The sequence below is a fragment of the Pseudomonas khorasanensis genome (genome assembly GCF_014268505.2).
GTDB classification, from domain to species: domain Bacteria; phylum Pseudomonadota; class Gammaproteobacteria; order Pseudomonadales; family Pseudomonadaceae; genus Aquipseudomonas; species Aquipseudomonas khorasanensis.
On the sequence record NZ_JABWQP020000011.1, the window covers coordinates 63,214 to 85,026 of the forward strand.

General features: G+C 58.8%; 21 protein-coding genes. 13 read left to right on the top strand and 8 right to left on the bottom strand.

Annotated features, from left to right (window positions below):
- Positions 1–47: 47 nt before the first annotated feature.
- Entirely contained in the window at positions 48–911 is an 864-nt protein-coding gene (locus HU727_RS20170) for a universal stress protein (protein ID WP_186533370.1), read from the bottom strand.
- 159 nt (positions 912–1,070) lie between these two features.
- On the opposite strand from HU727_RS20170, the gene HU727_RS20175 reads away from it, so the two are divergent.
- The 3 genes from HU727_RS20175 (at position 1,071) to HU727_RS20185 (ending at position 3,808) form a co-directional block, all read left to right on the top strand.
- Positions 1,071–1,673 (top strand): MiaE family protein, encoded by a 603-nt coding sequence (locus HU727_RS20175; RefSeq protein WP_186533369.1) that lies wholly within the window; start codon positions 1,071–1,073, stop codon positions 1,671–1,673.
- A 140-nt stretch (positions 1,674–1,813) separates the two neighbouring features.
- Entirely contained in the window at positions 1,814–2,521 is a 708-nt protein-coding gene (locus tag HU727_RS20180; RefSeq protein WP_186533368.1) for a response regulator, read from the top strand.
- Positions 2,522–3,808: an ATP-binding protein gene (locus HU727_RS20185; RefSeq protein WP_186533367.1), complete on the top strand. Its 1,287-nt coding sequence runs from the start codon at positions 2,522–2,524 to the stop codon at positions 3,806–3,808. It begins immediately after the preceding gene.
- Positions 3,809–3,836: 28 nt separating this feature from the next.
- Here HU727_RS20185 and HU727_RS20190 read toward each other — a convergent pair whose 3' ends face one another.
- Complete coding sequence (locus HU727_RS20190) at positions 3,837–4,325, bottom strand: GFA family protein (protein ID WP_186533366.1); 489 nt, start codon at positions 4,323–4,325, stop codon at positions 3,837–3,839.
- A 138-nt stretch (positions 4,326–4,463) separates the two neighbouring features.
- Here HU727_RS20190 and glsB point away from each other — a divergent pair, with 138 nt between their 5' ends.
- Together glsB and HU727_RS20200 are read left to right on the top strand one after the other, a co-directional pair.
- Positions 4,464–5,372 (top strand): glutaminase B, encoded by a 909-nt coding sequence (glsB, locus tag HU727_RS20195; protein ID WP_186533365.1) that lies wholly within the window; start codon positions 4,464–4,466, stop codon positions 5,370–5,372.
- Positions 5,373–5,573: 201 nt separating this feature from the next.
- On the top strand, positions 5,574–7,076 hold the full coding sequence (locus HU727_RS20200; RefSeq protein WP_186533364.1) for an aldehyde dehydrogenase family protein: 1,503 nt from the start codon (positions 5,574–5,576) through the stop codon (positions 7,074–7,076).
- Between the two features lie 183 nt (positions 7,077–7,259).
- Here HU727_RS20200 and HU727_RS20205 read toward each other — a convergent pair whose 3' ends face one another.
- Together HU727_RS20205 and HU727_RS20210 are read right to left on the bottom strand one after the other, a co-directional pair.
- Positions 7,260–7,589, bottom strand: coding sequence for a hypothetical protein (locus HU727_RS20205; RefSeq protein ID WP_042609383.1), 330 nt, complete (start codon positions 7,587–7,589; stop codon positions 7,260–7,262).
- Between the two features lie 537 nt (positions 7,590–8,126).
- Positions 8,127–10,070 (bottom strand): DNA topoisomerase III, encoded by a 1,944-nt coding sequence (locus HU727_RS20210; RefSeq protein WP_186533363.1) that lies wholly within the window; start codon positions 10,068–10,070, stop codon positions 8,127–8,129.
- Positions 10,071–10,262: 192 nt separating this feature from the next.
- Between HU727_RS20210 and HU727_RS20215 the strand changes: the two genes are divergently transcribed.
- Positions 10,263–10,625 (top strand): DUF427 domain-containing protein, encoded by a 363-nt coding sequence (locus HU727_RS20215; RefSeq protein ID WP_186533362.1) that lies wholly within the window; start codon positions 10,263–10,265, stop codon positions 10,623–10,625.
- 56 nt (positions 10,626–10,681) lie between these two features.
- Here HU727_RS20215 and HU727_RS20220 read toward each other — a convergent pair whose 3' ends face one another.
- Both HU727_RS20220 and HU727_RS20225 read right to left on the bottom strand, forming a co-directional pair.
- On the bottom strand, positions 10,682–12,304 hold the full coding sequence (locus tag HU727_RS20220; protein ID WP_186533361.1) for an MFS transporter: 1,623 nt from the start codon (positions 12,302–12,304) through the stop codon (positions 10,682–10,684).
- An 11-nt stretch (positions 12,305–12,315) separates the two neighbouring features.
- Positions 12,316–14,031 carry a GMC family oxidoreductase gene (locus HU727_RS20225; RefSeq protein WP_225919868.1) on the bottom strand — a complete coding sequence of 572 codons (1,716 nt, stop codon included), beginning with the start codon at positions 14,029–14,031 and terminating at the stop codon, positions 12,316–12,318.
- 133 nt (positions 14,032–14,164) lie between these two features.
- Here HU727_RS20225 and HU727_RS20230 point away from each other — a divergent pair, with 133 nt between their 5' ends.
- From HU727_RS20230 to HU727_RS20260, 7 genes are all read left to right on the top strand, one after another.
- Complete coding sequence (locus tag HU727_RS20230; protein ID WP_186533360.1) at positions 14,165–15,049, top strand: LysR family transcriptional regulator; 885 nt, start codon at positions 14,165–14,167, stop codon at positions 15,047–15,049.
- Between the two features lie 186 nt (positions 15,050–15,235).
- Positions 15,236–15,583 (top strand): metalloregulator ArsR/SmtB family transcription factor, encoded by a 348-nt coding sequence (locus tag HU727_RS20235; protein WP_186533359.1) that lies wholly within the window; start codon positions 15,236–15,238, stop codon positions 15,581–15,583.
- A gap of 26 nt (positions 15,584–15,609) precedes the next feature.
- Positions 15,610–16,080, top strand: a complete 471-nt coding sequence (locus tag HU727_RS20240) for an arsenate reductase ArsC (protein ID WP_186533358.1) — start codon at positions 15,610–15,612, stop codon at positions 16,078–16,080.
- 9 nt (positions 16,081–16,089) lie between these two features.
- Entirely contained in the window at positions 16,090–16,788 is a 699-nt protein-coding gene (gene arsH, locus HU727_RS20245; protein ID WP_186533357.1) for an arsenical resistance protein ArsH, read from the top strand.
- Positions 16,789–17,224: 436 nt separating this feature from the next.
- Positions 17,225–17,593: a DUF6124 family protein gene (locus HU727_RS20250; RefSeq protein WP_186533356.1), complete on the top strand. Its 369-nt coding sequence runs from the start codon at positions 17,225–17,227 to the stop codon at positions 17,591–17,593.
- Positions 17,594–17,732: 139 nt separating this feature from the next.
- The gene (locus HU727_RS20255; RefSeq protein ID WP_186533355.1) at positions 17,733–19,274 is read left to right on the top strand and encodes a phospholipase effector Tle1 domain-containing protein; all 1,542 of its coding nucleotides are present in this window, start codon (positions 17,733–17,735) and stop codon (positions 19,272–19,274) included.
- The gene (locus HU727_RS20260) at positions 19,274–19,927 is read left to right on the top strand and encodes a DUF2931 family protein (RefSeq protein WP_186533354.1); all 654 of its coding nucleotides are present in this window, start codon (positions 19,274–19,276) and stop codon (positions 19,925–19,927) included. Before HU727_RS20255 ends, HU727_RS20260 begins: the two co-directional genes overlap by 1 nt.
- Before the next feature lie 119 nt (positions 19,928–20,046).
- On the opposite strand, the gene HU727_RS20265 is transcribed toward HU727_RS20260, so the two are convergent.
- Together HU727_RS20265 and HU727_RS20270 are read right to left on the bottom strand one after the other, a co-directional pair.
- On the bottom strand, positions 20,047–21,150 hold the full coding sequence (locus HU727_RS20265) for a DNA alkylation repair protein (protein WP_186533353.1): 1,104 nt from the start codon (positions 21,148–21,150) through the stop codon (positions 20,047–20,049).
- Positions 21,151–21,152: 2 nt separating this feature from the next.
- Positions 21,153–21,758, bottom strand: coding sequence for a glutathione S-transferase (locus HU727_RS20270; protein WP_186533352.1), 606 nt, complete (start codon positions 21,756–21,758; stop codon positions 21,153–21,155).
- Positions 21,759–21,813 lie beyond the last annotated feature (55 nt).

Below are 21,813 nucleotides of genomic sequence, written 5' to 3' on the forward strand. Positions count from 1 at the left end.
TGGGAGCGAGCCTGCTCGCGAAGGCGCCAGTCCAGGCATAGCAATCCTCAGTGTTTCACCGTCAATTCCACCAGATGATCTTCGACCTCCTGTGGCTTGAGCACCAGTACGTCGCTTTCAAGCGAATCCAGCACGGCTTCCGCCGTATTGCCGATCAACGCGCCTGACAATCCACTCCGTGCCACAGTACCAATCACGGTCACTGCCGCCTGCAGCTTGTTCGCCATGAACGGAATCAGCACATCCGCCGGGCCCTCCACGATGTGCAGGTGCTCGTCATCAACATCGAACTCAGCCTGAAACGCCCGACACTGTTCGCGGTATTTCGCTTCTATCGTCGATTTGAGCTGAAACGTCGGGTCTGCCGCCGAGAGCATTGGCGAAGGGTGCGCGCTGATCACGTGTAAATGCGCTTTCGCCAGGCTCGCGATGTCGTAGCCATGATCGATGATGGTGGCGTGCAGGTGCCGGTGCTCGCCGTCAGCATTGCCTACATCGACCGCCGCAAGAATCACCTTGTCCTTCCACGAGCCGGCTGTTTTCACCAACAGCACCGGGGAAGGGCAGTGCCGAAGCAGTTTCCAGTCCGCCGGGGTCAGCAGGGCTTTTTTCAAAGGGCTGTCGGGGAAATGCTGTTTGATAACCAGCCCGCAGCCCTCGGCCTGCTGCACATCAATGATGGTTTCGTGCAGGTTCTCGTTCCACGCCTGTTCAGTGGTCACGCTATAGCCCTCCGCCAGCAACGCGGCCTTGAGCACGCTCAGCAGCCCGGCATGGTCGTGCGTTTTGTCGCACACCAGCAGGTGAAGATGGGCTTGAGTGACATCGGCGATCAGCTTGGCGCGTTTTAGCGCCAGGCTTTCGGCATGTTCAGGTTCGATGACCACCAGAATGCTGCGAATGGCTTGCATGAGCGGAGTCTCCAGCAAAGAAAAGTCACGGCGTTGCACAACTATAGTTGCTGCCCGGACGAGCGCGACTTGATGCATATCAACACCCGCCGCTGGTGGTCTGCCAACAGGCCGGTATAATCGGCGCCCTTCGCTCGAACACCTTTTACCGTGAGCCCCATGATCCTTCCCGAAATCCACGAATTCCTCGGCTGCCGCACCCCCGACGCCTGGGTCCAGGCGGCACTGGCCGATCAGGAAACCCTGCTGATCGACCACAAGAACTGCGAGTTCAAGGCCGCCAGCACCGCGCTGAGCCTGATTGCCAAGTACCACGCCCATGTAGATCTGATCAACATGATGTCGCGTCTGGCCCGGGAAGAGCTGGTGCACCACGAGCAGGTCATGCGCATCATGAAACGGCGCAAGATCGAACTGCGCCAGCTGCACGCCGGCCGTTATGCCTCGGGCCTGCGCAAGATGGTACGCAGCCACGAACCGGTAAAACTGGTCGATACGCTGGTGGTCGGCGCCTTTATCGAGGCGCGCAGTTGCGAGCGCTTCGAAGCGCTGGTGCCGCACCTGGACAAAGAGCTTGGCAAGTTCTACTTCGGCCTGCTGAAAAGCGAGGCGCGGCATTTTCAGGGCTATCTGAAACTGGCTTACCAGTATGGTGACGCCAAGGATGTTGCGCAGGTGATCGAGCGCGTCCGCGTGGCCGAGCAGGAACTGATCGAATCGCCGGACGAGGAATTCCGCTTCCACAGCGGCGTGCCGGCCTGAGTTTGTAAAAAACTCTTAAGAGTATGAAACTTCCCGAAAAACCGGCCCACGCGGCCGGTTTTTGCTGCCGGGTGCAATCGCTTGCCCACGATTGCCAGCATAATGTCGACCTTTCCACGTTTGGCTTGGCAACGGTCGTTATGGATAACCTGGGTTTTGGCAAAGTCCTGTTGGTCGAAGACGATGAACGTCTGGCCGCACTGATCGCACACTTTCTTGAACAACACGGCTACGAGGCGCGCACCGTGCATCGCGGCGATCTGGCCGTGGCCGCGTTTCTCGAATTCAAGCCGAAGGTTGTGGTACTTGACCTGATGCTGCCGGGGCAGAGCGGTTTGCAGGTCTGCCGCGAGATTCGCAGTGTGTCGGATACGCCGATCGTGATTCTGACCGCCAAGGAAGACGATCTCGACCACATCCTCGGTCTGGAGTCCGGCGCCGATGATTACGTCATCAAACCGATCAAGCCGCCGGTGTTGCTCGCTCGGCTGCGGGCGCTGCAACGGCGGCAGACGCCGGACACCAGCGTGGTCAGTTTTCTTGAATTCGGGCAATTGAGCATCGACCGCAGTTGCCGTGAAGTGCGGCTGGCCGGTGAACTCATCGAGTTGACCACCATGGAGTTCGAACTGCTCTGGCTACTGGCCAGCGCGGCGGGCAAAACGCTGTCGCGCGACGACATTCTCAACCGCATGCGTGGCATCGCCTTCGACGGTCTCAACCGCAGCGTCGACGTCTACATCAGCAAATTGCGTAACAAACTCAAGGACAATCCCCGCGAGCCAATGTGCATCAAGACCGTGTGGGGCAAGGGCTATCTGTTCAATCCGTTTGCGTGGGAGCTTTAGATGCTGCGCTTGTTCCTCGGGCTGTTTCTGGTAATGACGGTCGGTCTGGTGCTGGCGCTGCAAACCGTCGAGCACACCTTCAACGCGTTGCTCGACAACCAGATGCAGGATTACAACCGCGAAGCGGTGCGCGGCCAGGCCTGGTCGCTGGTGGATCACTTGCAAGGGCAGCAAGGCGCGGATCGTGAACGGAAGCTCGATTCGCTGCGTGCGCATTACGGCCTGTCGCTGAGCCTGGTGGAGGCCGATCAACTGGCCCTGACCGCTCAGGAAAAAGCCGAGCTTGGGCAGAACCTGCTGGTGATTCGCAACGACTACACGCAGTTCATCAGCAACATCGACGGCGGTTCGCAGTTACTCAGTATCAAGCTGCCGCCGGAGCCGAGCCTGATGCCGTTCTACATCACCGCCGCATACATGATGCTGGCGGTGCTGATCGGGATCGTTCTGTTCTTCTGGGTACGCCCGCACTGGCGCGATCTGGAGAAACTGAGGCTGGCGGCCGGACGCTTCGGGGATAACGATCTGTCGGTGCGAATTCAATTGTCCAGGCGTTCGAACATTCGCGATCTGGCCGAGCACTTCAATCTGATGGCGGCGCGCATCGAAGGCTTGATCGCCAACCAGCGCGAACTGACTAACGCCGTGTCCCACGAATTGCGCACACCGATTGCGCGACTTTCGTTCGAACTCGATCAGCTCAAGCAGCAACCGGATGCCAGCCAGAACCGCGAGTTGATCGCCGACATGTACGCCGATCTCGGCGAGCTGGAGGAAATGGTCTCCGAGCTGCTGACCTACGCCAGTCTGGAGCACGGCGCGACGGTGATCAAACGGGAGAACATTCAGGCGGCCGATTGGCTCGACAGTGTCGTCGGCAGCGTGGCGCTCGAGGCCGAAGCGGCGGGCGTGCAGCTATCGATTGCCGATTGTGGGGTCGATACCGTTCGCATCGAACCTCGTTTCATGGCACGGGCCGTGATCAACCTGCTGCGCAACGCCATTCGCTATGCCGAGCAGCGGGTCGAGGTGTCGCTGGTGCGTCACGGCGATGATTACGAAGTTAGGGTCAGCGACGACGGGCCAGGTGTGCCACTGGAAGGGCGCGAGAAAATCTTCGAGCCGTTTTCGCGACTGGACGCCAGCCGCGACCGGCGCACCGGTGGTTTCGGCCTGGGCCTGGCACTGGTGCGGCGGGTTTCGCAGTCCCATGGCGGGCAGGTCGAGGTTGGCGATTCGGTGTGGGGCGGGGCGTCGTTCAGGATGACCTGGGCGCATCTGGACTGATTGATATTGCTCGCGTAGGGCGCGGTGTTCAGCGAGTTACACCGAGTCGCTCATGCCACTGGGTAATCGATTCTTCGGGATATTCATCAAACTGCTGATCCTTTGGCTTGGCCTCGACCTCAACCCAGGGCGCTTTCGAGCCTAGCATCAGGTGGGTGTGTTCCGGAGGTTCGGGCAACGGCGTGTCGATGGCTGATGCAAACGGGTGGATCAGATCCGGCCACTCTGGGCTGAACAACCACAGGCCGCTGCCGCACAGCGAACAGAAGTGGCGCTCGGCGCTGCTGCGATGGACGCGTTTTTCGCCTTCTTCTTTCATCTTCGCGTGATAGATGCTGATGTGTTTGCGCCCGCGAACCTTGAGGCTCGTCGCGTCACCGCCAAGGTTGATCGCATAACCGCCGCCGCCCTGAGTCTTACGGCAGATCGAGCAATAGCAGCGCTGGTAAGGATAAGGATGGGCGCTGTCGAGGCTGAATGTGACCTCGCCGCAATGGCAGGAGCCTTCAAGATGCATGGTGCTCTCCCGTTTCTGAATGGTCCGGTTCAGCCTAGAACATTTTGCGCAACGCTGGCCGGTGTGATTCGACCGGCGGGCGCAGCGTCTAGCCCCAGTGTCCCCGCGATCCCTCGGGGCGAGACTCTGGAACCCGGCATGCAAGCGCTGTTGAACGAGATTCTTGACGCGGTCCGGCCCCTGATCGGGCAGGGCAAAGTCGCTGACTACATTCCCGCCCTCGGCACCGTGCCGGCCAATCAACTGGCGATTGCCGTGTACGGCAACGACGGCGAAATGTATTGCGCCGGCGACGCCGAAACGCCGTTCTCGGTGCAGAGTATTTCCAAGGTGTTCAGCCTGGTGCAGGCGATTGATCATTCCGGCGAAGCGATTTGGGAACGGCTCGGTCACGAGCCGTCCGGCCAGCCATTCAATTCGCTGGTGCAACTGGAATTCGAACGCGGTCGCCCACGTAATCCGTTTATCAACGCCGGGGCGCTGGTGATCTGCGATATCAATCAGTCGCGCTTCGCCGCCCCGACTTTGTCGATGCGTGACTTTGTCCGGCGGCTGTCGGGCAATCCGCAGATCATGATTGACGGTAAAGTCGCCGACTCCGAATACCAGCATCGCGCGCGCAATGCGGCGATGGCGTATCTGATGCAATCGTTCGGCAACTTTCACAACGACGTCGAAGCGGTGTTGCGCAGCTATTTCAGTCACTGCGCGCTGCGGATGAACTGCATCGATCTGGCGCGGGCGTTTTGCTTTTTGGCCAATGACGGGTTCTGCAAACACAGCGGTGAACAGATCCTGACTCGGCGCCAGACCCAGCAGGTCAATTCAATCATGGCTACCAGCGGTTTGTATGACGAGGCGGGCAACTTCGCCTATCGCGTTGGTCTGCCGGGCAAAAGCGGGGTCGGTGGCGGGATTGTCGCGGTCGTGCCCGGACAATTCACGGTGTGCGTGTGGTCGCCGGAATTGAATGCGGCGGGTAACTCGCTGGCGGGCATGGCGGCGCTGGAACTGCTCAGTTCGAGGATTGGCTGGTCGGTGTTTTGATCAAATCCAGCAAACACTGCAAATTCCTCTGGGAGCTGGCTTGCCAGCGATGATGCCGAACCATCCAGCATGGATGTCGCCTGAGCCACCGCCATCGCTGGCAGCCAGCTCCCACAGGTTGATTCGGTGGATCGAGGAGGTGTATTTCCGCGGGTAATCCGCTACATTTTCCGGCCGCCCCCTGCATGGTGAATCCGCTTCATGTCTCTTGCGCTCGAACGTCTAGTCGCTGGCACGCCGATCCCTTTCGCTGGTAACCGCGTCACCGTGGTCAGCCCCGAACTGGCCGCGCGGTTTCAGCCCGGAGACCATTTGCTGGTCGAGCAGGTCAGTGGCGAGCTGTTGCTGATCCCCGTGACAGACCAACAGGCCGCCTCCGTAGCAATCGAGCGTGCAGCCGCCGCATTCAGCGCGTTGTCGTCGGTGTCCGATGAAGCCATCAGCCAGTTCTTCGATTTGTTCGCCCAGCGTCTGGAGAATGCTGAGTGCTGGGCGCAAATCGAAACGGCCAATCTTGCCGACATTGAGCGGGCCAAGTCCCGAGGCCGTTCGACCACCCGGTTGCTCGCCGATGAACGCATGCGCCGCGACATGATCGCCGGGCTGCGCGCCTGGCGTGATGCGCCGCCAACGCGTGGCAAAGTCATCAGCAGCGTCGAGCACGACGGCTGGAAGGTCGAGCAAGTGGTTTCGCCGCTGGGTATCGTCGCGTTTGTCTTTGAAGGGCGGCCCAACGTGTTTGCCGATGCCGCCGGTGTGTTGCGCACTGGCAACACGGCGGTATTGCGCATCGGCAGCGACGCGTTGGGCACCGCTCAAGCCATCGTCACTCACGCCTTGAACCCGGCGCTGGCCGAAGCCGGCTTGCCGGTTGGCGCGGTGTCGTTGGTGGACAGCGTCAATCATGCGGCCGGCTGGGCGATGTTTGCCGACCGGCGTCTGTCGTTGGCCGTGGCGCGCGGGTCGGGCCGAGCGGTCAGTCAACTGGGCAGCATCGCCCAGCAAGCCGGCACCGCCGTCAGCCTGCACGGCACCGGCGGCGCTTGGCTGATCGCCGACCGTGACGCCGACGCCACACGCTTCGCGGCGGTGGTGCGCAACTCGCTGGATCGCAAAGTCTGCAACACCTTGAATGTCTGCCTGATTCAGCGTGAACGCGCCGCCGAGCTGGTGCCTTTATTCCTCGATGCGCTGAAGGACGCCGGGACTGCTCGCGGTCAGGGCTGCAAATTGCACATCGTCGAAGGCAGTGAAAATTGCCTGCCGAGCGAATGGCTGAACGCAACGGTGGAGGTTTATCGCGCTGAAGGTTACCGGACCGAAGCGCTCGCTGAGCCTTTGCCCGAGTCGGATCTGGGTCGCGAATGGGAGTGGGAAGAAACCCCGGAAGTCAGCCTGATGATCGTCGAGGACCTGGATCAGGCGATTGCGCTCTTCAACCGTTACAGCCCGCAATTCACGGTGTCGTTGATCAGTGAAGATGCGGCAGTCCAGGAACGCTTCTATAACGCTGTGAATGCGCCGTTTGTGGGCAATGGCATCACCCGCTGGGTCGACGGACAGTACGCGCTGAACAAGCCGGAACTGGGTCTTTCGAATTGGGAAAGCGGGCGGTTGTTTGCGCGCAGCGCGATTCTTTCAGGCGATGGCGTGTTTACCGTGCGTAGCCGGATGAGTCAGGTCGACCTTACGGTAAAGCGCTGACTTAGAACCCGGACCGCACCGTGTAGGAGCTGCCGAAGGCTGCGATCTTTTGATCTTGATTTACAACTCCCAGTGCCGACGCAGAGCGTGGGAACGAACAGTTAAAAGCGTCTTTGGCGACTCTGGATAAAAAAAGGCCTGTTTCTTATCGAAACAGGCCCATTTGGTCATTCAACCTCTAACTCAATAAAACCGATCAATCACCCGAACTTCATTGTTGTTCTGCATCGAATCCCACGCCTGTTTCAGCGTCTGCAGAACATTGCCAATAAAGTCCTTGTCGGCCGCGGCTTTCTTGCCGACATAACCGTGACCGCGGCGGTACATCTTCAGGCGGGCCAGCAGGTTCTGGTGGTTGCGGTCGAATTCTTCTTCGCCAGCGTGAGGCGACAGGCAGTCGATGTGCACCTGGCCCGACTTGCTGATCCAGAGAATATGGCTGTCGTGGCTGTCTTTCTGCGCCGCGAACATACGTGCCAGTTCTTCGATAGTGGGTTGATTGTTCAGATTCATTGTTATGCCCCTTGACCAGTCTGGTGATCTTCAAAGTTGATTCGCTAATACAGGTAGCCCATCGGTTAGTTGATCCCTGGCACCGAAACCAGGACGTCAGCGGTCGCCCGTGTAATACGGGGTCGTGCATCTGTTGCATGTAGTCGTGTTGAATAACTGCTACGCAATAGCGTCACAACGAGGAGAAGCAGCGAAAACCGGGAGGCTCCTTGACGACATATCCAGTGTCGACCACAAGCGTCTTGAGAATTTTCGCCAGCGCTTCTCGTCCTTGTACTGGACGTTCAGGCCAGGTCAGCTTCTTCAATCTGCCTTGTGGGCAGCGTGTATCCGGAAAAAACAACTCGGCGGTCAGACGAGTTTGCTCAAGCGTGTTACCAGCGTTCCCGATCGGGGAACGTCTTCATCATGCAAAAGCAAAACGATGCCGTCAACGGTTTTGTAGTGATTATTTTCAAGCACTACATATTGTCGGACAAAGCTGTTTTGGAATGAGAAAAGACCTGTTCCGTTGTCGAGTACAGGGCGCTGAGAGGCTTATCGAGCCGCCGGCCGGGCCACGCGTTTACGCGTGCCGGTGGGTTTTCCGGCAGCCGGTTTGCGCTTTTTCTTCCATGGCGCTGCGGCTTTACCGGCAGGCGGCGGGCCGCTGATGGTCAGGCGAAGGCTGGAGCAGCGGGTGATCTGCTTGCTCATCCACGCAGCCTGTTTGGTGACGAACTCTTCCAGACTCATCTCGCCGCTCTGCACCATGTCCAGCGCCTGTTCCCAGATTGCCGTGGTGCCAGGATCCGCGATCGCGCGGGGCACAGCGTCAATCAAGCTGAAGGCTGCAGAGGTTGCGGCCAGTGCCTTGCCGTTTTTCACCAGATAGCCTCGATCCAGCAGGCCCTGAATGATCGATGCTCGGGTTGCCTCGGTGCCAATGCCGGTGGTGTCCTTGAGTTTCTGTTTGAGCAGCGGATCTTCGACCAGTTTGGCGACGTTCTTCATCGCTTTGATCAGATCGCCCTCGGTGTAGGGCTTGGGCGGTTGCGTCCATAAATCCTTGAGATCCACTCGAGCGACCGCGCAATCGACGCCATGGTCAATGGCTGGCAAGGTTTGCGGCGCTGGTGCCTCGCGTCCCTTGGCCGGAGCCAGTGCCTCGGGCAAGGCGCGTTTCCAGCCCGGCTCGATGATCTGCTTGCCCACGGCGCGCAACGCTTGACCGTTGCAGTCGAAATCGGCCTGGGTGCGATCGTATTCGTGATTGGGCAGAAACTGCGCCAGATAGCGCGCGCGTATGAGTGTATACACGGCGCGATGCTTGCCCGTCAGGCGTTCAAGGTTTTTTGCCGCAATGGTGGGGATGATGCCGTGGTGAGCGCTGACCTTGGCATCGTTCCACGCCCGCGAGCGTCGCTGCGGTTCGAGAAAGTCGCGCAAGGCATCAAGGCCGGGATCGGCCTGGCGCAGCGCCGAAAGAATTCCCGCCGCCTCGCTGTGCTGACTCAGTGGCAGGAAGCCGCAATCACTGCGCGGGTAGGTGATGACCTTGTAGGTTTCGTAGAGGGCCTGGGCGATGTCGAGGGTTTCCTGGGCGCCGAGGCCGAGCTTCTTTGAGCAGACTTCCTGCAGCGTGCCGAGATCGAAGGGCAGGGGCGCCACTTCGCGCATGCGCTCGGTTTTAAGCTTGACCACCCGTGCGCTGCCAGCGCTGCTGATCGCCGCTGCCGCTTGTTGCGCCAATACTTGATTCAGGCAGCGGTCCTGATCATCACAATCATCTGACGGTGCGCGCCATTGCGCGGTAAACGCCGTACCGTCGTGCAGTAGCTCGACGTCGATTGCCCAAAACGGCACCGGAACGAAATCGGCGATGCTGCGATCGCGATCAACCACCAGTCGCAGGGTCGGTGTCTGCACCCGGCCCACCGGCAACACACCTTGGTAGCCAGACTGCCGCCCCAGCAACGTGAACAGCCGACTCATGTTCATCCCGATCAGCCAGTCCGCCCGCGAACGCCCCAATGCCGAGTGATACAGGCTGAACGTCTCGGCCCCAGGCTTCAGCGCGGCCAATGCCTTGCGAATCGAAGCCTCGTCGAGCGCCGACAGCCACAGGCGGCGAATCGGCCCGCGATAGCGGCAGTGCTCGACCAGTTCCCGGGCGATCATCTCGCCCTCACGGTCGGCGTCGGTGGCGATGATCAGTTCACTGGCTTCGCCGAGCAGGCGCTTCACCGCTTTGTACTGGCTGGCGGTGCGTGGTTTGACGGACATTTTCCACTTGTCCGGAATGATCGGCAGATCCGCCAGCACCCAGCGTTTGTAACGCGCGTCGTAGGCATCCGGCGGCGCGGTTTCAAGGAGGTGGCCAATGCACCAGGTGACCGTGACGTCCGTTCCCAGCCAGCAGCCGTCGCCTCGACGCTTGGCGCCGAGCACGGCCGCAATGTCTTTGGCTTGGGATGGTTTTTCACAGAGGTACAGCCGCATGGCTACCATCGCTGGTTGGTTTATGAAGAGGCACAGGATGGCCGGAGTTGGCGGCGGGGGCAACTTTTATCTGTATGGATATACAGATAAAAGCGTTGCGGAAGGTGTTTGCCGTTCGGCCGTAATCGCAACCCGCTTCCCACTCATCAGCTATACCTGAACCGGTCTCTACGCCGTATCCAGGAGAACCCCGTGAAAAGCCCCAGCCCCGTGATCATCCTCGAACAGCTCACCGGCTGCCTGCTGGTGAAGTTCCACGGCATTCAGGTCGCCGCGTCCTCCCACGCCCTGATCCTGAAAGAGGCCAACTACCCGCCGGTCTACTACGTCCCCCGAGAGGACATCGACGAAAAATATTTCGCCCGCACCGACCACACCAGTTACTGCCCGTACAAGGGCGATGCCAACTATTTCACGCTGCAAGTGCCGGGGCATGAGGCCGCAAATGCGGTGTGGACTTACGAAAAGCCGAAAGTGTCAGTCGCCCCGATTCGTGATTACGTGGCGTTCTATCCGGATCAAGTTAAATTCGAAGTGATCAAGGCGCAGGCCTGAGCCATAAAAAATGGCGAGAGAATCGCTCCCCTCGCCATTGTTGTCGTCAGACCGTCTCAGTTCTTGTCGAGATCGATATTCTTCGTCTCACGCAAACAGATCATCCCCACCACCAGGCTCACCCCGGTGATCAACACCGGGTACCACAGCCCATAGAAAATATCTCCCGTGTACACCACCAGCGCGAACGACACCGTTGGCAGGAACCCACCAAACCAGCCATTACCAATGTGATACGGCAGCGACATCGATGTGTAACGGATGCGCGTCGGGAACAGCTCGACCATCAGCGCCGCGAGCGGGCCGTAGCACATCGCCGAGATGATGATCAGCGCCACGATCAGGGCGACGATCATCGGTTTGTTGATTTGCTGCATGTCGGCCTGTTGCGGGTAGCCAGCGAGGGTGATTGCGCCGCGCAGTGCTGACTCGTCATAGCCGTCGATCTTCACTTCGCCGATGCTCACCTGTACGCCGCTGCCGGCCGGGGCGGCAACGCTGGAGTAGGGCAGGCCTTGTTTGACCAAAAATGTTTTCACCTTGTCGCATGGGCTGTCGAATTTGGCCTTGCCCACCGGATCGAACTGGAAGGTGCAGGTCGCCGGATCTGCCAGCACCGTGATCGGCGCCTGACGGCTGGCCATGTCGATGGCCGGGTTGGCGTAATGGGCCAGGGATTTGAAGATCGGAAAGTACAGCGCGGTCGCCAGCAGCAGGCCGAGCATCAGCACCGGTTTGCGTCCGACCTTGTCCGACAGCCAGCCGAAAAAGATAAAGAACGGTGCGCCGATTACCACGCTGATAATCAGCAGGCTGTTGGCAACCGCCGGGTCCATTTTCAGGAATTGAGTCAGGAAAAACAGTACGTAGAACTGCGCCGCATAAAAGGTCACCGCTTGGCCCGCGTTGATGCTGAACAGGGCGATCAGCACGACCTTGAGGTTTTCCCATTTGCCAAAGGATTCACGAATCGGCGCCTTTGAGGTTTTGCCTTCCTCTTTCATTTTCAGATAGGCCGGCGACTCGTGCAGGCTCAGGCGAATCCAGGTGGAAATGCCCAGCAGTACGATCGACAGCAGGAACGGAATGCGCCAGCCCCAGACTTCAAACTGATCACCAGTGAAGTAGCGGCAACCGAGCACTACCAGCAGCGACAGCAGCAGGCCCAGGGTGGCGGTGGATTGAATCCAGCTGGTGTGAAAACCGCGTTTGCCCATCGGCGCGTGTTCCGCCACGTAAGTCGCGGCGCCGCCGTATTCACCGCCAAGCGCCAGGCCCTGGAGCATGCGCAGCACCACCAGAATGATCGGCGCGGCGATGCCGATGCTGGCGTAGGTTGGCAGCAAGCCCACGCAGAACGTCGCCACCCCCATCAAAATGATCGTCGCAAGAAAGGTGTATTTTCGCCCGATCATGTCGCCCAACCGACCGAATACCAACGCCCCGAACGGCCGCACAATGAAACCGGCGGCGAACGCCATCAGCGCGAAGATGAACGCCGTGGTGTCGTTGACGCCGGCGAAAAACTGCTTGCTAATGACCGCCGCGAGCGCGCCGTAGAGGAAGAAGTCATACCACTCGAACACTGTTCCCAGTGACGAGGCGAAGATGACTTTGCGTGTATCCGGGCTGGTGTCCGCGCTGCGCACGGCGTCCAGCGGCTGAGCGTGTTCTGACATATCGGTATCCCTCACAGTGATTGTTTTTGTTGTTCCACTGGTGTTGCTTGTCCGGGTGATGCCTTGAATTTAACGCGGCCCGGTAGGAGCTGAGCCAACTCCAGTTCCGGGGTGCTGCTCTTGGTGTTGGGTTTGAGCATAAGCTGTGCCGCCTTCTCGGCAATCATCAGCGTAGGCGAACAGGTATTGCCCGAGGTGATTCTCGGCATGATCGACGCGTCGGCGACGCGCAAACCGGGCACGCCATGTACGCGCAGCTGCGCATCGACAACCGCGTCACCGTCACTGCCCATGCGGCAGGTGCCGACCGGATGGAAAATCGTTGTGCCGATTTTCGCTGCCGCTTCGTGCAACTGTTCTTCGCTCTGCAAACTGTCGCCCGGCAGGTATTCAACCGGTTTGAACGCTTGCAGGGCAGGGGCGCTGACGATGCGCCGGGTCAGGCGAATCGCATCGGCGGCCACGCGCAAATCCTCCGGATGGCTGAGGTAATTGGGTTGAATCAGGGGCGCTTCTTGAGGGTTCGCCGAGCGGATCTCGATGTGGCCACGGCTTTGCGGGCGCAGGTCGCATACCGAGGCAGTGAAGGCCGGGAAACTGTGCAAAGGTTCGCCGAAACGCTCCAGCGAAAGAGGTTGCACGTGATATTGAAGATTCGCAGACGTTTGCTCCGGGCCAGAGCGGGCAAATGCGCCCAGCTGACTTGGCGCCATCGACAGCGGCCCGCTGCGGTCGTACAGATAACGCAGCCCCATGCCCATCTTGCCCCACAGGCTGCCGGCGATTTGATTCAGCGTTCGGGCGTTTTCCAACTGATAGATCAGACGCAGTTGCAGGTGATCCTGCAGATTGCCGCCGACCCCCGGCAGCTCATGAATCACGCCGATGCCCAAGCGCTCGAGCAGAGGGCGCGGACCAATCCCGGAGCGCTGCAGAATGCTCGGTGAGCCGACCGAGCCGGCGCATAGGACGATTTCTTTCCGCGCTTTGAATTGTTTGATTTGGCCTTCGTGCCGGGCGCTGACTTTTGAGGCGCGCCCGTCTTCCAGAAGGACGCGATCAACCTCAACCCCGGTCAGCACAGTCAGATTCGCGCGATCACGCACCGGCTTCAAAAATGCCTTGGCCGCGTTCCAGCGCACACCGGCTTTCTGGTTGACCTGAAAGTAGCCGCAACCTTCGTTATCGCCCTGATTGAAGTCATCGACGCTGGCGATGCCGCTTTGCTCGGCAGCGCTGCGAAATGCATCCAAAATCGGCCACGACAGGCGCTGTTGTTCGACCCGCCATTCCCCCTGGGCACCATGAAACTCAGCGCCGCCAGCGAAGTGGTTTTCGCTCTGTTTGAACAGGGGCAGTACGTCGTTCCACGCCCAACCTGGGTTGCCCGCAGCTGCCCAGCCATCGTAGTCAGCAGCCTGACCGCGCATGTAGATCATGCCGTTGATGGACGAACAGCCGCCGAGCACTTTGCCGCGCGGATAGCTCAAGGCGCGGCCGTTGAGGCCCGGTTGTTCTTCGGTCTTGAAGCACCAGTCGGTGCGCGGGTTGCCGATGCAGAACAGGTACCCCACAGGGATGTGAATCCATGCGTAGTTGTCCCGACCGCCGGCCTCGAGCAGCAACACACGATGTTGCTTGTCGGCCGAAAGCCGATTGGCCAGCAAACACCCGGCGGGGCCTGCGCCGACCACGATGTAGTCGTATTCTTCGAGGGACATCTGCATTGCCTGACCTCGTTTTTTGTTTTTATTGTCGAACACTCTAGTTGTTAGCTTTCGTCAAAAGAATGTTAGTTTTTGCGCAGCCGCTGTGCGTTTTCAAACAGCCATCCGCGACATTCGCCGACAAGGACCCGCCATGTTCGACTGGAACGACCTGCGCTTTTTTCTCGAGCTGCAACGCAGCGGCCGCCTGCTCACCGCCGCCCGGCGCTTGAACACCACCCATGCCACCGTCGCGCGCCATATCGAGGCCATCGAAAAAAGCCTCGGCACCGCGCTGTTCGTCCAGCACGCCCAGGGCTACGAGATGACCCCGGCGGGGGAGGCGCTGCTCAAGCATGCCGAAGCGATGGAAAACGTTGCGCTGCTGGCGCAGGAAGAAATCACTCAGTCCACCGCGCCGCTGGGAAAAATCCGCGTCGGCGTCACCGAAGGCCTCGGCATCAAGTTTCTCGCCAGTCGCATGATCGGCCTTTTCGAGCGATACCCGGGCCTGGAAGTCGAACTGGTCGCCGTGCCACGTTTTGTCAGCATCCTCAACCGCGAAGCGGAGATCAGCATCCACCTCGAACGGCCGTCCGCCGACATGCTTGTCACGCGCAAACTGACAGATTATCGACTGGCCCTTTACGCCAGCCAGGCCTATCTCGACAAGGCGCCGGCGCTGCAAAGTCGCGATGACCTTGGGAAGCATGCCTGGATTGGTTACGTGGACGACCTGCTGTTCAGTCAGGAGCTGATGTTTCTCAACAGCTTTTGCCGCAGCCCCCGTGTGGTGTTCCACAGCACGAGCGTCATCGCTCAGCAGGAGGCGGCGCGCTCGGGGTTGGGCATCGCCGTGCTGCCGTGCTACATGGCCGCTTCCGACCCGGACCTGGTGCCACTGCTGCCGGACGAAAGCATCGAGCGCAGCTACTGGATCAGTACCCGACGGGAGTTGCACAAGTCGGTGCGATTGCGGGTGGTTTGGGACTACGTGGTTGAACTGTGCGAAGCGGAGCAGGGCCTGCTGCTCGGATAATCCCGGCACCACAGAAATTCCCTGCAGGAGTGAGCCTGCTCGCGATAGCGGTGTGTCTTTCACGCAAATATCGACTAATACACCGCTATTGCGAGCAGGCTCACTCCTGCAAGGGGTTACATTTCGGGTTGAATAATATATGGATATCCGTATATTCGATTTTCCGTATATGGTGAGTCCGCGCCCATGATCACCCCCACCGAAGTCTTCAAGAGCCTGGCCGATGAAACCCGCGTCCGCGCCATTCTGCTTATCGCCGAGCAAGGTGAACTCTGCGTCTGCGAGCTGATGTGTGCGCTCGATGACAGCCAGCCAAAAATCAGCCGCCACCTGGCGCAGCTGCGCAGCAACGGTTTGCTGCTCGACCGTCGTCAGGGCCAGTGGGTGTATTACCGCCTCAACCCGGATCTGCCGGCCTGGATCGGCGAAATCCTGCAGGTGACGTCCAAAGCCAATGCCGATTGGCTAAAGGACAACGCCGCACGCCTTCAACACATGGACGGCCGTCCCGTGCGCGAAAGCGCCTGTTGCTGAGTCCTGAATTTTTACGGAGCACCCCGATGCGAGTCCTGTTCATGTGCACGGCCAACAGCTGCCGCAGCATTCTTTCCGAAGCGATGTTCAATCACTTGGCGCCCGCCGGTTTCGCGGCGGTCAGTGCCGGCAGTTTTCCAAAGGGCCAGGTTCTGCCGCGCAGCCTGTTGACGCTGCAAAGAAATGGCATCGCCATCGACGGCTTACACAGCAAGGGCAATGACGCCTTCGAAAGCAACCCGCCGGACGTTGTCATCACCGTTTGCGACAAAGCCGCCGGCGAGAGTTGCCCGGTGTATTTCGGCCCCGCGCTCAAAACTCACTGGGGGCTGGAAGATCCCTCTGACGTGATCGGCGACGAAGCCGTCGTCGACGCAGCATTCCATTCCACCCTGATGCGCATCGGCCAACGTTGCCAAGCCTTCTTCGATTTGCCTTTTCACTCGCTCAGCCGTGATCAGCTCAAGGCCGAACTCGACCGCATCGGCACACTTTAAGGAGGAACCATGTCAGACCATCTGCCCAACCTCGACCCCACCCTGTTCGACGCGACCAAGCCATCGATTGCGGCCGAACACAAACCGCGCATCCTGTTGCTCTACGGCTCGACCCGTGAGCGCTCTTTCAGCCGTTTGCTGGTAGAGGAGGCTGCCCGCCTGCTCGAACACTTCGGCGCCGAAACCCGCATCTTCAACCCGTCCGGTCTGCCACTGCCAGACGACGTCCCGGTCGATCACCCAAAGGTCCAGGAGTTGCGCGATCTGGTGATGTGGTCGGAAGGTCAGGTCTGGTGTTCGCCGGAACGCCACGGCGCCATGTCCGCCGTGTTCAAGGCGCAGATCGACTGGATCCCGCTGGAACTCGGCGCCGTGCGCCCGACCCAGGGCAAAACGCTGGCGGTAATGCAAGTCTGCGGCGGCTCGCAATCGTTCAACGTGGTCAACCAGTTGCGCGTACTCGGGCGCTGGATGCGCATGTTCACCATCCCCAACCAATCCTCGGTGCCCAAGGCCTACATGGAATTCGACGAGGCGGGGCGCATGAAACCGTCACCGTTTTATGACCGCGTGGTGGATGTGATAGAAGAACTGGTGAAGTTCACCGTGCTGCTGCGTGGTCAGCAGGCGCATCTGGTTGACCGCTATTCCGAGCGCAAGGAAAGTGCTGAACAGTTGATGGCGCGGGTGAATCAGCGTTCGATTTGACGCGCCAAACCGAAGCCAGGCTCAATCCCCCTGTGGGAGCGAGCCTGCTCGCGATGACGTCAGCCCATTCATCGCTACATAAACAGAAAGCATCCAGTCTGTTTAAAAAGCCATGCCGGACACAGGCGCGCGGCTACAACGCCTTGCGCCATTACCTACGACTACGCCAGAATCCGCCGGCTTGTGCGTCTAGGTCGCGGGTTCTATCGTCTGTCGGTCACTGAAAAGCAGTGATCGGGTTTGGTAGCCCGCCATAACTAGTCGCATCGCGCACCGTTTTGCAGGCCTGTTCAAGGTCTCTGCTATATGGTGGCCATGCGCAGGACACCTTCGGGTGTGCCGGGTCCTAGTTACCGGTCTACCAACCCGCGTATGGCCGCCACCTTCGTTTGGTAGCGAATGTGAAGGCTCCTTTTTCCTAACTAGGAGTTTCACCATGTACAAAGTCACGCCCAATCCCCCAACCGACCCCGCATCCCCCTACGAATCAAGCGCCTCGAAGAAACTCCACGAAGCCGCCGAACGCGCCCTCGATCATTACCTCGATCATTACCTCGGTCCTGCCGACATCCTGGCCAGTACCAACACGCCGGAACCGATGTGCCTCGCCAACCCGAAATACAACACTGAATCCCTGCTGGCGAACGCCAGCGAATCCCTCGGCTCGGCCACCACGATGCTCTACGACTTCGCCGCGCTCCTCGACACCTCACGCCGCAAAACCCTGCTGGGCATCGCCCAGGTCGTCATGCTCGGCGAAATCGCCGTGAATCAGGCACTGGATAACGTCGAAATAGCCAAATAACCGGCAACGCGACGAGATTAAAACCTCGTCGCAACCCATCGCCCCGCAGTGGCTGGCACACCGCCACGGCTTGCACCACCCGGCCCCGGCTGTCACCCTTCGGGCCGTTCTTCAAGGATCAGAACAAGGAAAACAAGGATTGAGTGGCTACGTTCCAAACCCGCCGAAAAACTATCGCTACGAAGAGGCCAAACCCGTCGACATACACGCCCAGCGCTGGGCCGAGTATGAGAAGCACGGGAAAGAACCTGCGCGCGAACCTGAGAAAATCGGGATTGCGTTGAGGATTGGAGTTTTCTTTGATGGCACTGGGAATAATGCGAACAACTCTGCTGCGGGTTTGTTGTGTGGTGCGCAGCACCCGATTGCGCCTGAGGATATTCCGGCTAGTTGTCAGCCCTATATGAGCGATCCGGATAGCAGTTACGGTAATGACGTAAGCAATGTGAAAAGGCTGAGTGATCTTTATGAGACTCCCCGATCCGCTGAAGGTGAAGGACTCCGAAAGAAAGCCTTTGGTATGGTTTATGTCGAGGGAATTGGCACCCAATCCGGTGAAGACGACAGCACCTTAGGAGCTGGCACCGGGCGGGGCGAAACGGGTGTTGCAGGGCGCGTTCAATCTTCGTTTGCCTTAATTGGGCAGCGTATCAAAGAGGTGTTGGAAAAAAATCCAGGCGCTGAGATTACCTCATTGATGTTCGACACCTTCGGCTTCAGCCGAGGTGCTGCGGCTGCGCGACATTTCGCAAATGAAATCGTACGAGGCAAACAAGGTTCATTAGGCGAGATACTTCGCAGCTATTCTCATGCCTTGAGCTCGAAATTTGTTGACCAATATCAACGCGACATCAACATGGGCTTCATCGGTTTGTTCGATACAGTGCCGTCAATTGCTGGCTGGTCGAATTTGGGCAACATCAAAAACTCCATCGCTACAGGTATCAGGCTTTATCTCGACCGGCGTTTTTTCAGCGATGTTGTCCAATTGGTCGCGCGAGATGAGTGCAGAGGCAACTTCGCCCTTAGTCGCGTAGCTATGGATCATCAGGAAATCGTTCTGCCGGGCGTGCATTCCGATGTTGGTGGTGGCTACCTCGCAGAGGCCGAAGAATGCGTGCTCATAAGCCCAATGCAGACTCTTGAGGTGCCCGTCAGTACCGATGTTGCCACTACCTCGATTTATCAAGACGCGGTAATCGTGAAGAATCAATGGCTAGCCAAAGGCTGGCCTGCTGAAATGCTGGAAATCGTTACGCCTCCAGCGCTCATAATGCCGATTAGTCCGCAGGATCGAATGAGCCCACGCGTAAAGCGAATTTATGCCGCAGTGCAGCTCAGGCGACCTGTAAGTGGAATGCTCTCAAAAGTTTATCTTCGGGTAATGCATCAACTCGCAAAAGCGAAGGGGGTGCGCTTCGGTGAAATTCCCGAAACCCCAGAGTTTTTGGTGCCCGATGAGCTTAAGGCGTTGTGCGATCGATTCGTTTCTGGCGACTACAGCACAACGCCTGAGGAGGAACAGATGCTCAAGCTCAATTACATTCATACCTCCGCAAATTGGAACCACCCGCTTGGTCGAAGGGATGGCAGTGGAGTGAGGGCTGTATACATCAACGCTCCCACAAAAAATGCAATACGAGTGAAACATCCACACGTACCTGACTGGACGCTTTGGTAATGAAGTTTTTTATAGCCCTACTGTGTGTACTCTTGGTGGCGGGTTGTAACGCTGACCCGCTCTCTGCAAAACACGACCCAAGATCTCCATGGTGGGAGCTCGGATTTGTCGAGCCGGACTATATGAAAGTCTGGGTTGAGGACACTGCGGTAGAAGATATTAAAGGCAAGACATTGCTGCATACCGGCGGGGGATCCGCATCAGGTGGGCAGCCAGAAGACGGTACCGAATCGGCCCGAGGTTGGGACGGAGTTGGCGCGTCCGCGAAGGCTGTTGTAGGCGCGGATCTTCCCAGGCGGATCTTCGTTCGATGGCAATCTATTGTTGAACCTCAAACTTATCGTGCTTGGGTAGATATACCGGAAGAAGCGAGACAACTGATGTTGTCTTCAGTGAATCAACGCTGCCCGAAATATCCAGACCAAACGGCTACTTACATCTCTTCGGTTTACCTAGGCCTGGCTCCCGGTGGCGTCGTTCAGGTCTGGGTAAGAGACCCATGCCACCATCCTGTCAAAGTCGCGAGAGCGCAAGCAGAGATCGAACCGCTGGGGCCTAGCCAAGGTAAGAACCAAGGGCGATACGCCTATCCCGTCAGCGAAAAATCCAAACGGTACATCGAAAAATTCGGCATCCCGTACGGAAGTTGGTAGCCCCTGAAACCGTGAATCGTACATTGTGCGGCCGCGCCCAGTGCCGATGCACGGTTGCCAATGCACCGATCGTCTAGCGGATCTTTATACGAATCATCACTAACGCTTCGCGATACTGCTCAAACCAGAACTTCGAACGCAGCACCACCCAATAACTCCCCATTAACCATCACCTGAACCCCATGCCGCCCAGCGAAATGCTTGCGCGTCGTAAAATCCTTGATGACTTGCTTGCGTCGTACCATCTCAACCCCAAACCCCGCCAACCCCACCGTCTTCAACTTGAAAACCTTCCTCGAAACCCCGCCATTCGCCTTCACGTAGTCAATCGCGTAATCAATCACCAGCCTCTGCTCATGCGCCACCGTCGACTTCACCCTAAACGACAAAGTAATCGGCTCACCCAGCCTGACCACCGCCGGCTCAATCTTCACATCCAGTAACTCGACTTCAGCCTTCGCACCCGCCCCAATCACCGTCAGCGCCCGCAGGTCTCCCTGTTTGATCAAGCTGCGCAACGCATGTTTGGCAATCCACGCCGTGTGCCTGTTCTCAAGCGGCCACTCTTCAACCACATCCAGCACCCACTGCGGATGCACCTTGGTCACGTCATTCAAATGATTCGCTACGGACTTGCGCACGTACAAGCTCTCATCCGCCTTCAACCGATCCAGTATCCCGGCGGCCAACTGCGGATCCGCCTGCACCGCTTCCAACCGAAACGACCAAGGCAGGCGAGGTCGGCTACCTTCGCTGGCCAGTCGGCGAACGTGGTGGTTTTCGTCTTCGGCCCAGTCGTGCATCAGTTCCAGCGAGCGTTCGAGGTCGCTGCGCAAAAAGTAGCGGATGGCGAATTCGGAGGAGCCGAAGGTGGTGAGGTATTTCAGCGTGTCCATTGAGGTGTCGAACGCGTGTGCGCCGTAGCTCGCGACGTAGTGTGGCAGGCACATGCTGACGAACCCACTGTTCAGCCGTGGCGCCAGTTCGCGTAATACGCTGAGGGAATCTTCGTAATTCAGCGGCAGCACGGCATGTAAGCTTTCGGCGACGCGGGCCATGCGTTGCATCACCGACAGTTCGGCCAGTCCATGGTTGGCATGTTTGAGAAACTCTTTGGATTTAAACGCGGGGTACACCGTACTCATCTCATCAGCAATGTGCTGCAGGCGTTCGGCGTTGAATATTTCCTTTAACGCCGGGGCGGCGGTGTCGGTGGTGCTCATGGTCAGTTCATCGGTGTGCTGATGAATGCGTCGGTGCCTTCTGCGTAGGCGGTGTATCGGGCGATGCGCGGGTAGCGCGCGGCATCGATCTGGTCCGGCACGACGAGTTCGGTGAAGCTCCAGGCGACCGCCAGGCTGATGCCGTCCTGAGCGAGCGAGCCATCGGCGGGCAAGTCACGATGTTCAAGTTCCTTCTCCAGCGCATCAAACGCGGCGGCCAGTTGGCCCTCAACACGTTCAACCCAGGGTTGATATTGAATGTCGGCCGGACGCAGGTTGCGTTCGTAATAAAGCTGCACCGCCTTTTCGCAGGCGGCGAGGCTGAGTCCGATCAGGCGCAGGGCTTGAGCACGTTGGGGCAATTCAGCCGGCAGAAGGCTTTTGCCTGAAGCGGTTTCGAGATAGTCGAGGATCAAGGTCGAGTCCATCAACACGAGGCCGTCGTCGAGGACAAGCGTCGGCGCTTTTACCACCGGGTTTAACTGCTGGAATCGCTCGAAGTGACGGAACACCGAGACCGACTCGTGTTCCAGGTCGATACCTAAGCGTTTGGCGGAGATTGCCACGCGGCGCACGTAAGGGGAGTCGAGCATGCCGATCAGTTTCATGACGCGTTCCTTCAAGTCGAACCGCTGGGAAGACATAACCTAGCCGAGCCCGAAG

What these genes read in the sequence shown, in the direction of transcription:
- HU727_RS20170 (WP_186533370.1), bottom strand. Translation starts at nt 911, where the DNA reads ATGCAAGCCATTCGCAGCATTCTGGTGGTCATCGAACCTGAACATGCC.
- HU727_RS20175 (WP_186533369.1), top strand. Translation starts at nt 1,071, where the DNA reads ATGATCCTTCCCGAAATCCACGAATTCCTCGGCTGCCGCACCCCCGAC.
- HU727_RS20180 (WP_186533368.1), top strand. Translation starts at nt 1,814, where the DNA reads ATGGATAACCTGGGTTTTGGCAAAGTCCTGTTGGTCGAAGACGATGAA.
- HU727_RS20185 (WP_186533367.1), top strand. Translation starts at nt 2,522, where the DNA reads ATGCTGCGCTTGTTCCTCGGGCTGTTTCTGGTAATGACGGTCGGTCTG.
- HU727_RS20190 (WP_186533366.1), bottom strand. Translation starts at nt 4,325, where the DNA reads ATGCATCTTGAAGGCTCCTGCCATTGCGGCGAGGTCACATTCAGCCTC.
- glsB (WP_186533365.1), top strand. Translation starts at nt 4,464, where the DNA reads ATGCAAGCGCTGTTGAACGAGATTCTTGACGCGGTCCGGCCCCTGATC.
- HU727_RS20200 (WP_186533364.1), top strand. Translation starts at nt 5,574, where the DNA reads ATGTCTCTTGCGCTCGAACGTCTAGTCGCTGGCACGCCGATCCCTTTC.
- HU727_RS20205 (WP_042609383.1), bottom strand. Translation starts at nt 7,589, where the DNA reads ATGAATCTGAACAATCAACCCACTATCGAAGAACTGGCACGTATGTTC.
- HU727_RS20210 (WP_186533363.1), bottom strand. Translation starts at nt 10,070, where the DNA reads ATGCGGCTGTACCTCTGTGAAAAACCATCCCAAGCCAAAGACATTGCG.
- HU727_RS20220 (WP_186533361.1), bottom strand. Translation starts at nt 12,304, where the DNA reads ATGTCAGAACACGCTCAGCCGCTGGACGCCGTGCGCAGCGCGGACACC.
- HU727_RS20225 (WP_225919868.1), bottom strand. Translation starts at nt 14,031, where the DNA reads ATGCAGATGTCCCTCGAAGAATACGACTACATCGTGGTCGGCGCAGGC.
- HU727_RS20230 (WP_186533360.1), top strand. Translation starts at nt 14,165, where the DNA reads ATGTTCGACTGGAACGACCTGCGCTTTTTTCTCGAGCTGCAACGCAGC.
- HU727_RS20235 (WP_186533359.1), top strand. Translation starts at nt 15,236, where the DNA reads ATGATCACCCCCACCGAAGTCTTCAAGAGCCTGGCCGATGAAACCCGC.
- HU727_RS20240 (WP_186533358.1), top strand. Translation starts at nt 15,610, where the DNA reads ATGCGAGTCCTGTTCATGTGCACGGCCAACAGCTGCCGCAGCATTCTT.
- arsH (WP_186533357.1), top strand. Translation starts at nt 16,090, where the DNA reads ATGTCAGACCATCTGCCCAACCTCGACCCCACCCTGTTCGACGCGACC.
- HU727_RS20250 (WP_186533356.1), top strand. Translation starts at nt 17,225, where the DNA reads ATGTACAAAGTCACGCCCAATCCCCCAACCGACCCCGCATCCCCCTAC.
- HU727_RS20260 (WP_186533354.1), top strand. Translation starts at nt 19,274, where the DNA reads ATGAAGTTTTTTATAGCCCTACTGTGTGTACTCTTGGTGGCGGGTTGT.
- HU727_RS20265 (WP_186533353.1), bottom strand. Translation starts at nt 21,150, where the DNA reads ATGAGCACCACCGACACCGCCGCCCCGGCGTTAAAGGAAATATTCAAC.
- HU727_RS20270 (WP_186533352.1), bottom strand. Translation starts at nt 21,758, where the DNA reads ATGAAACTGATCGGCATGCTCGACTCCCCTTACGTGCGCCGCGTGGCA.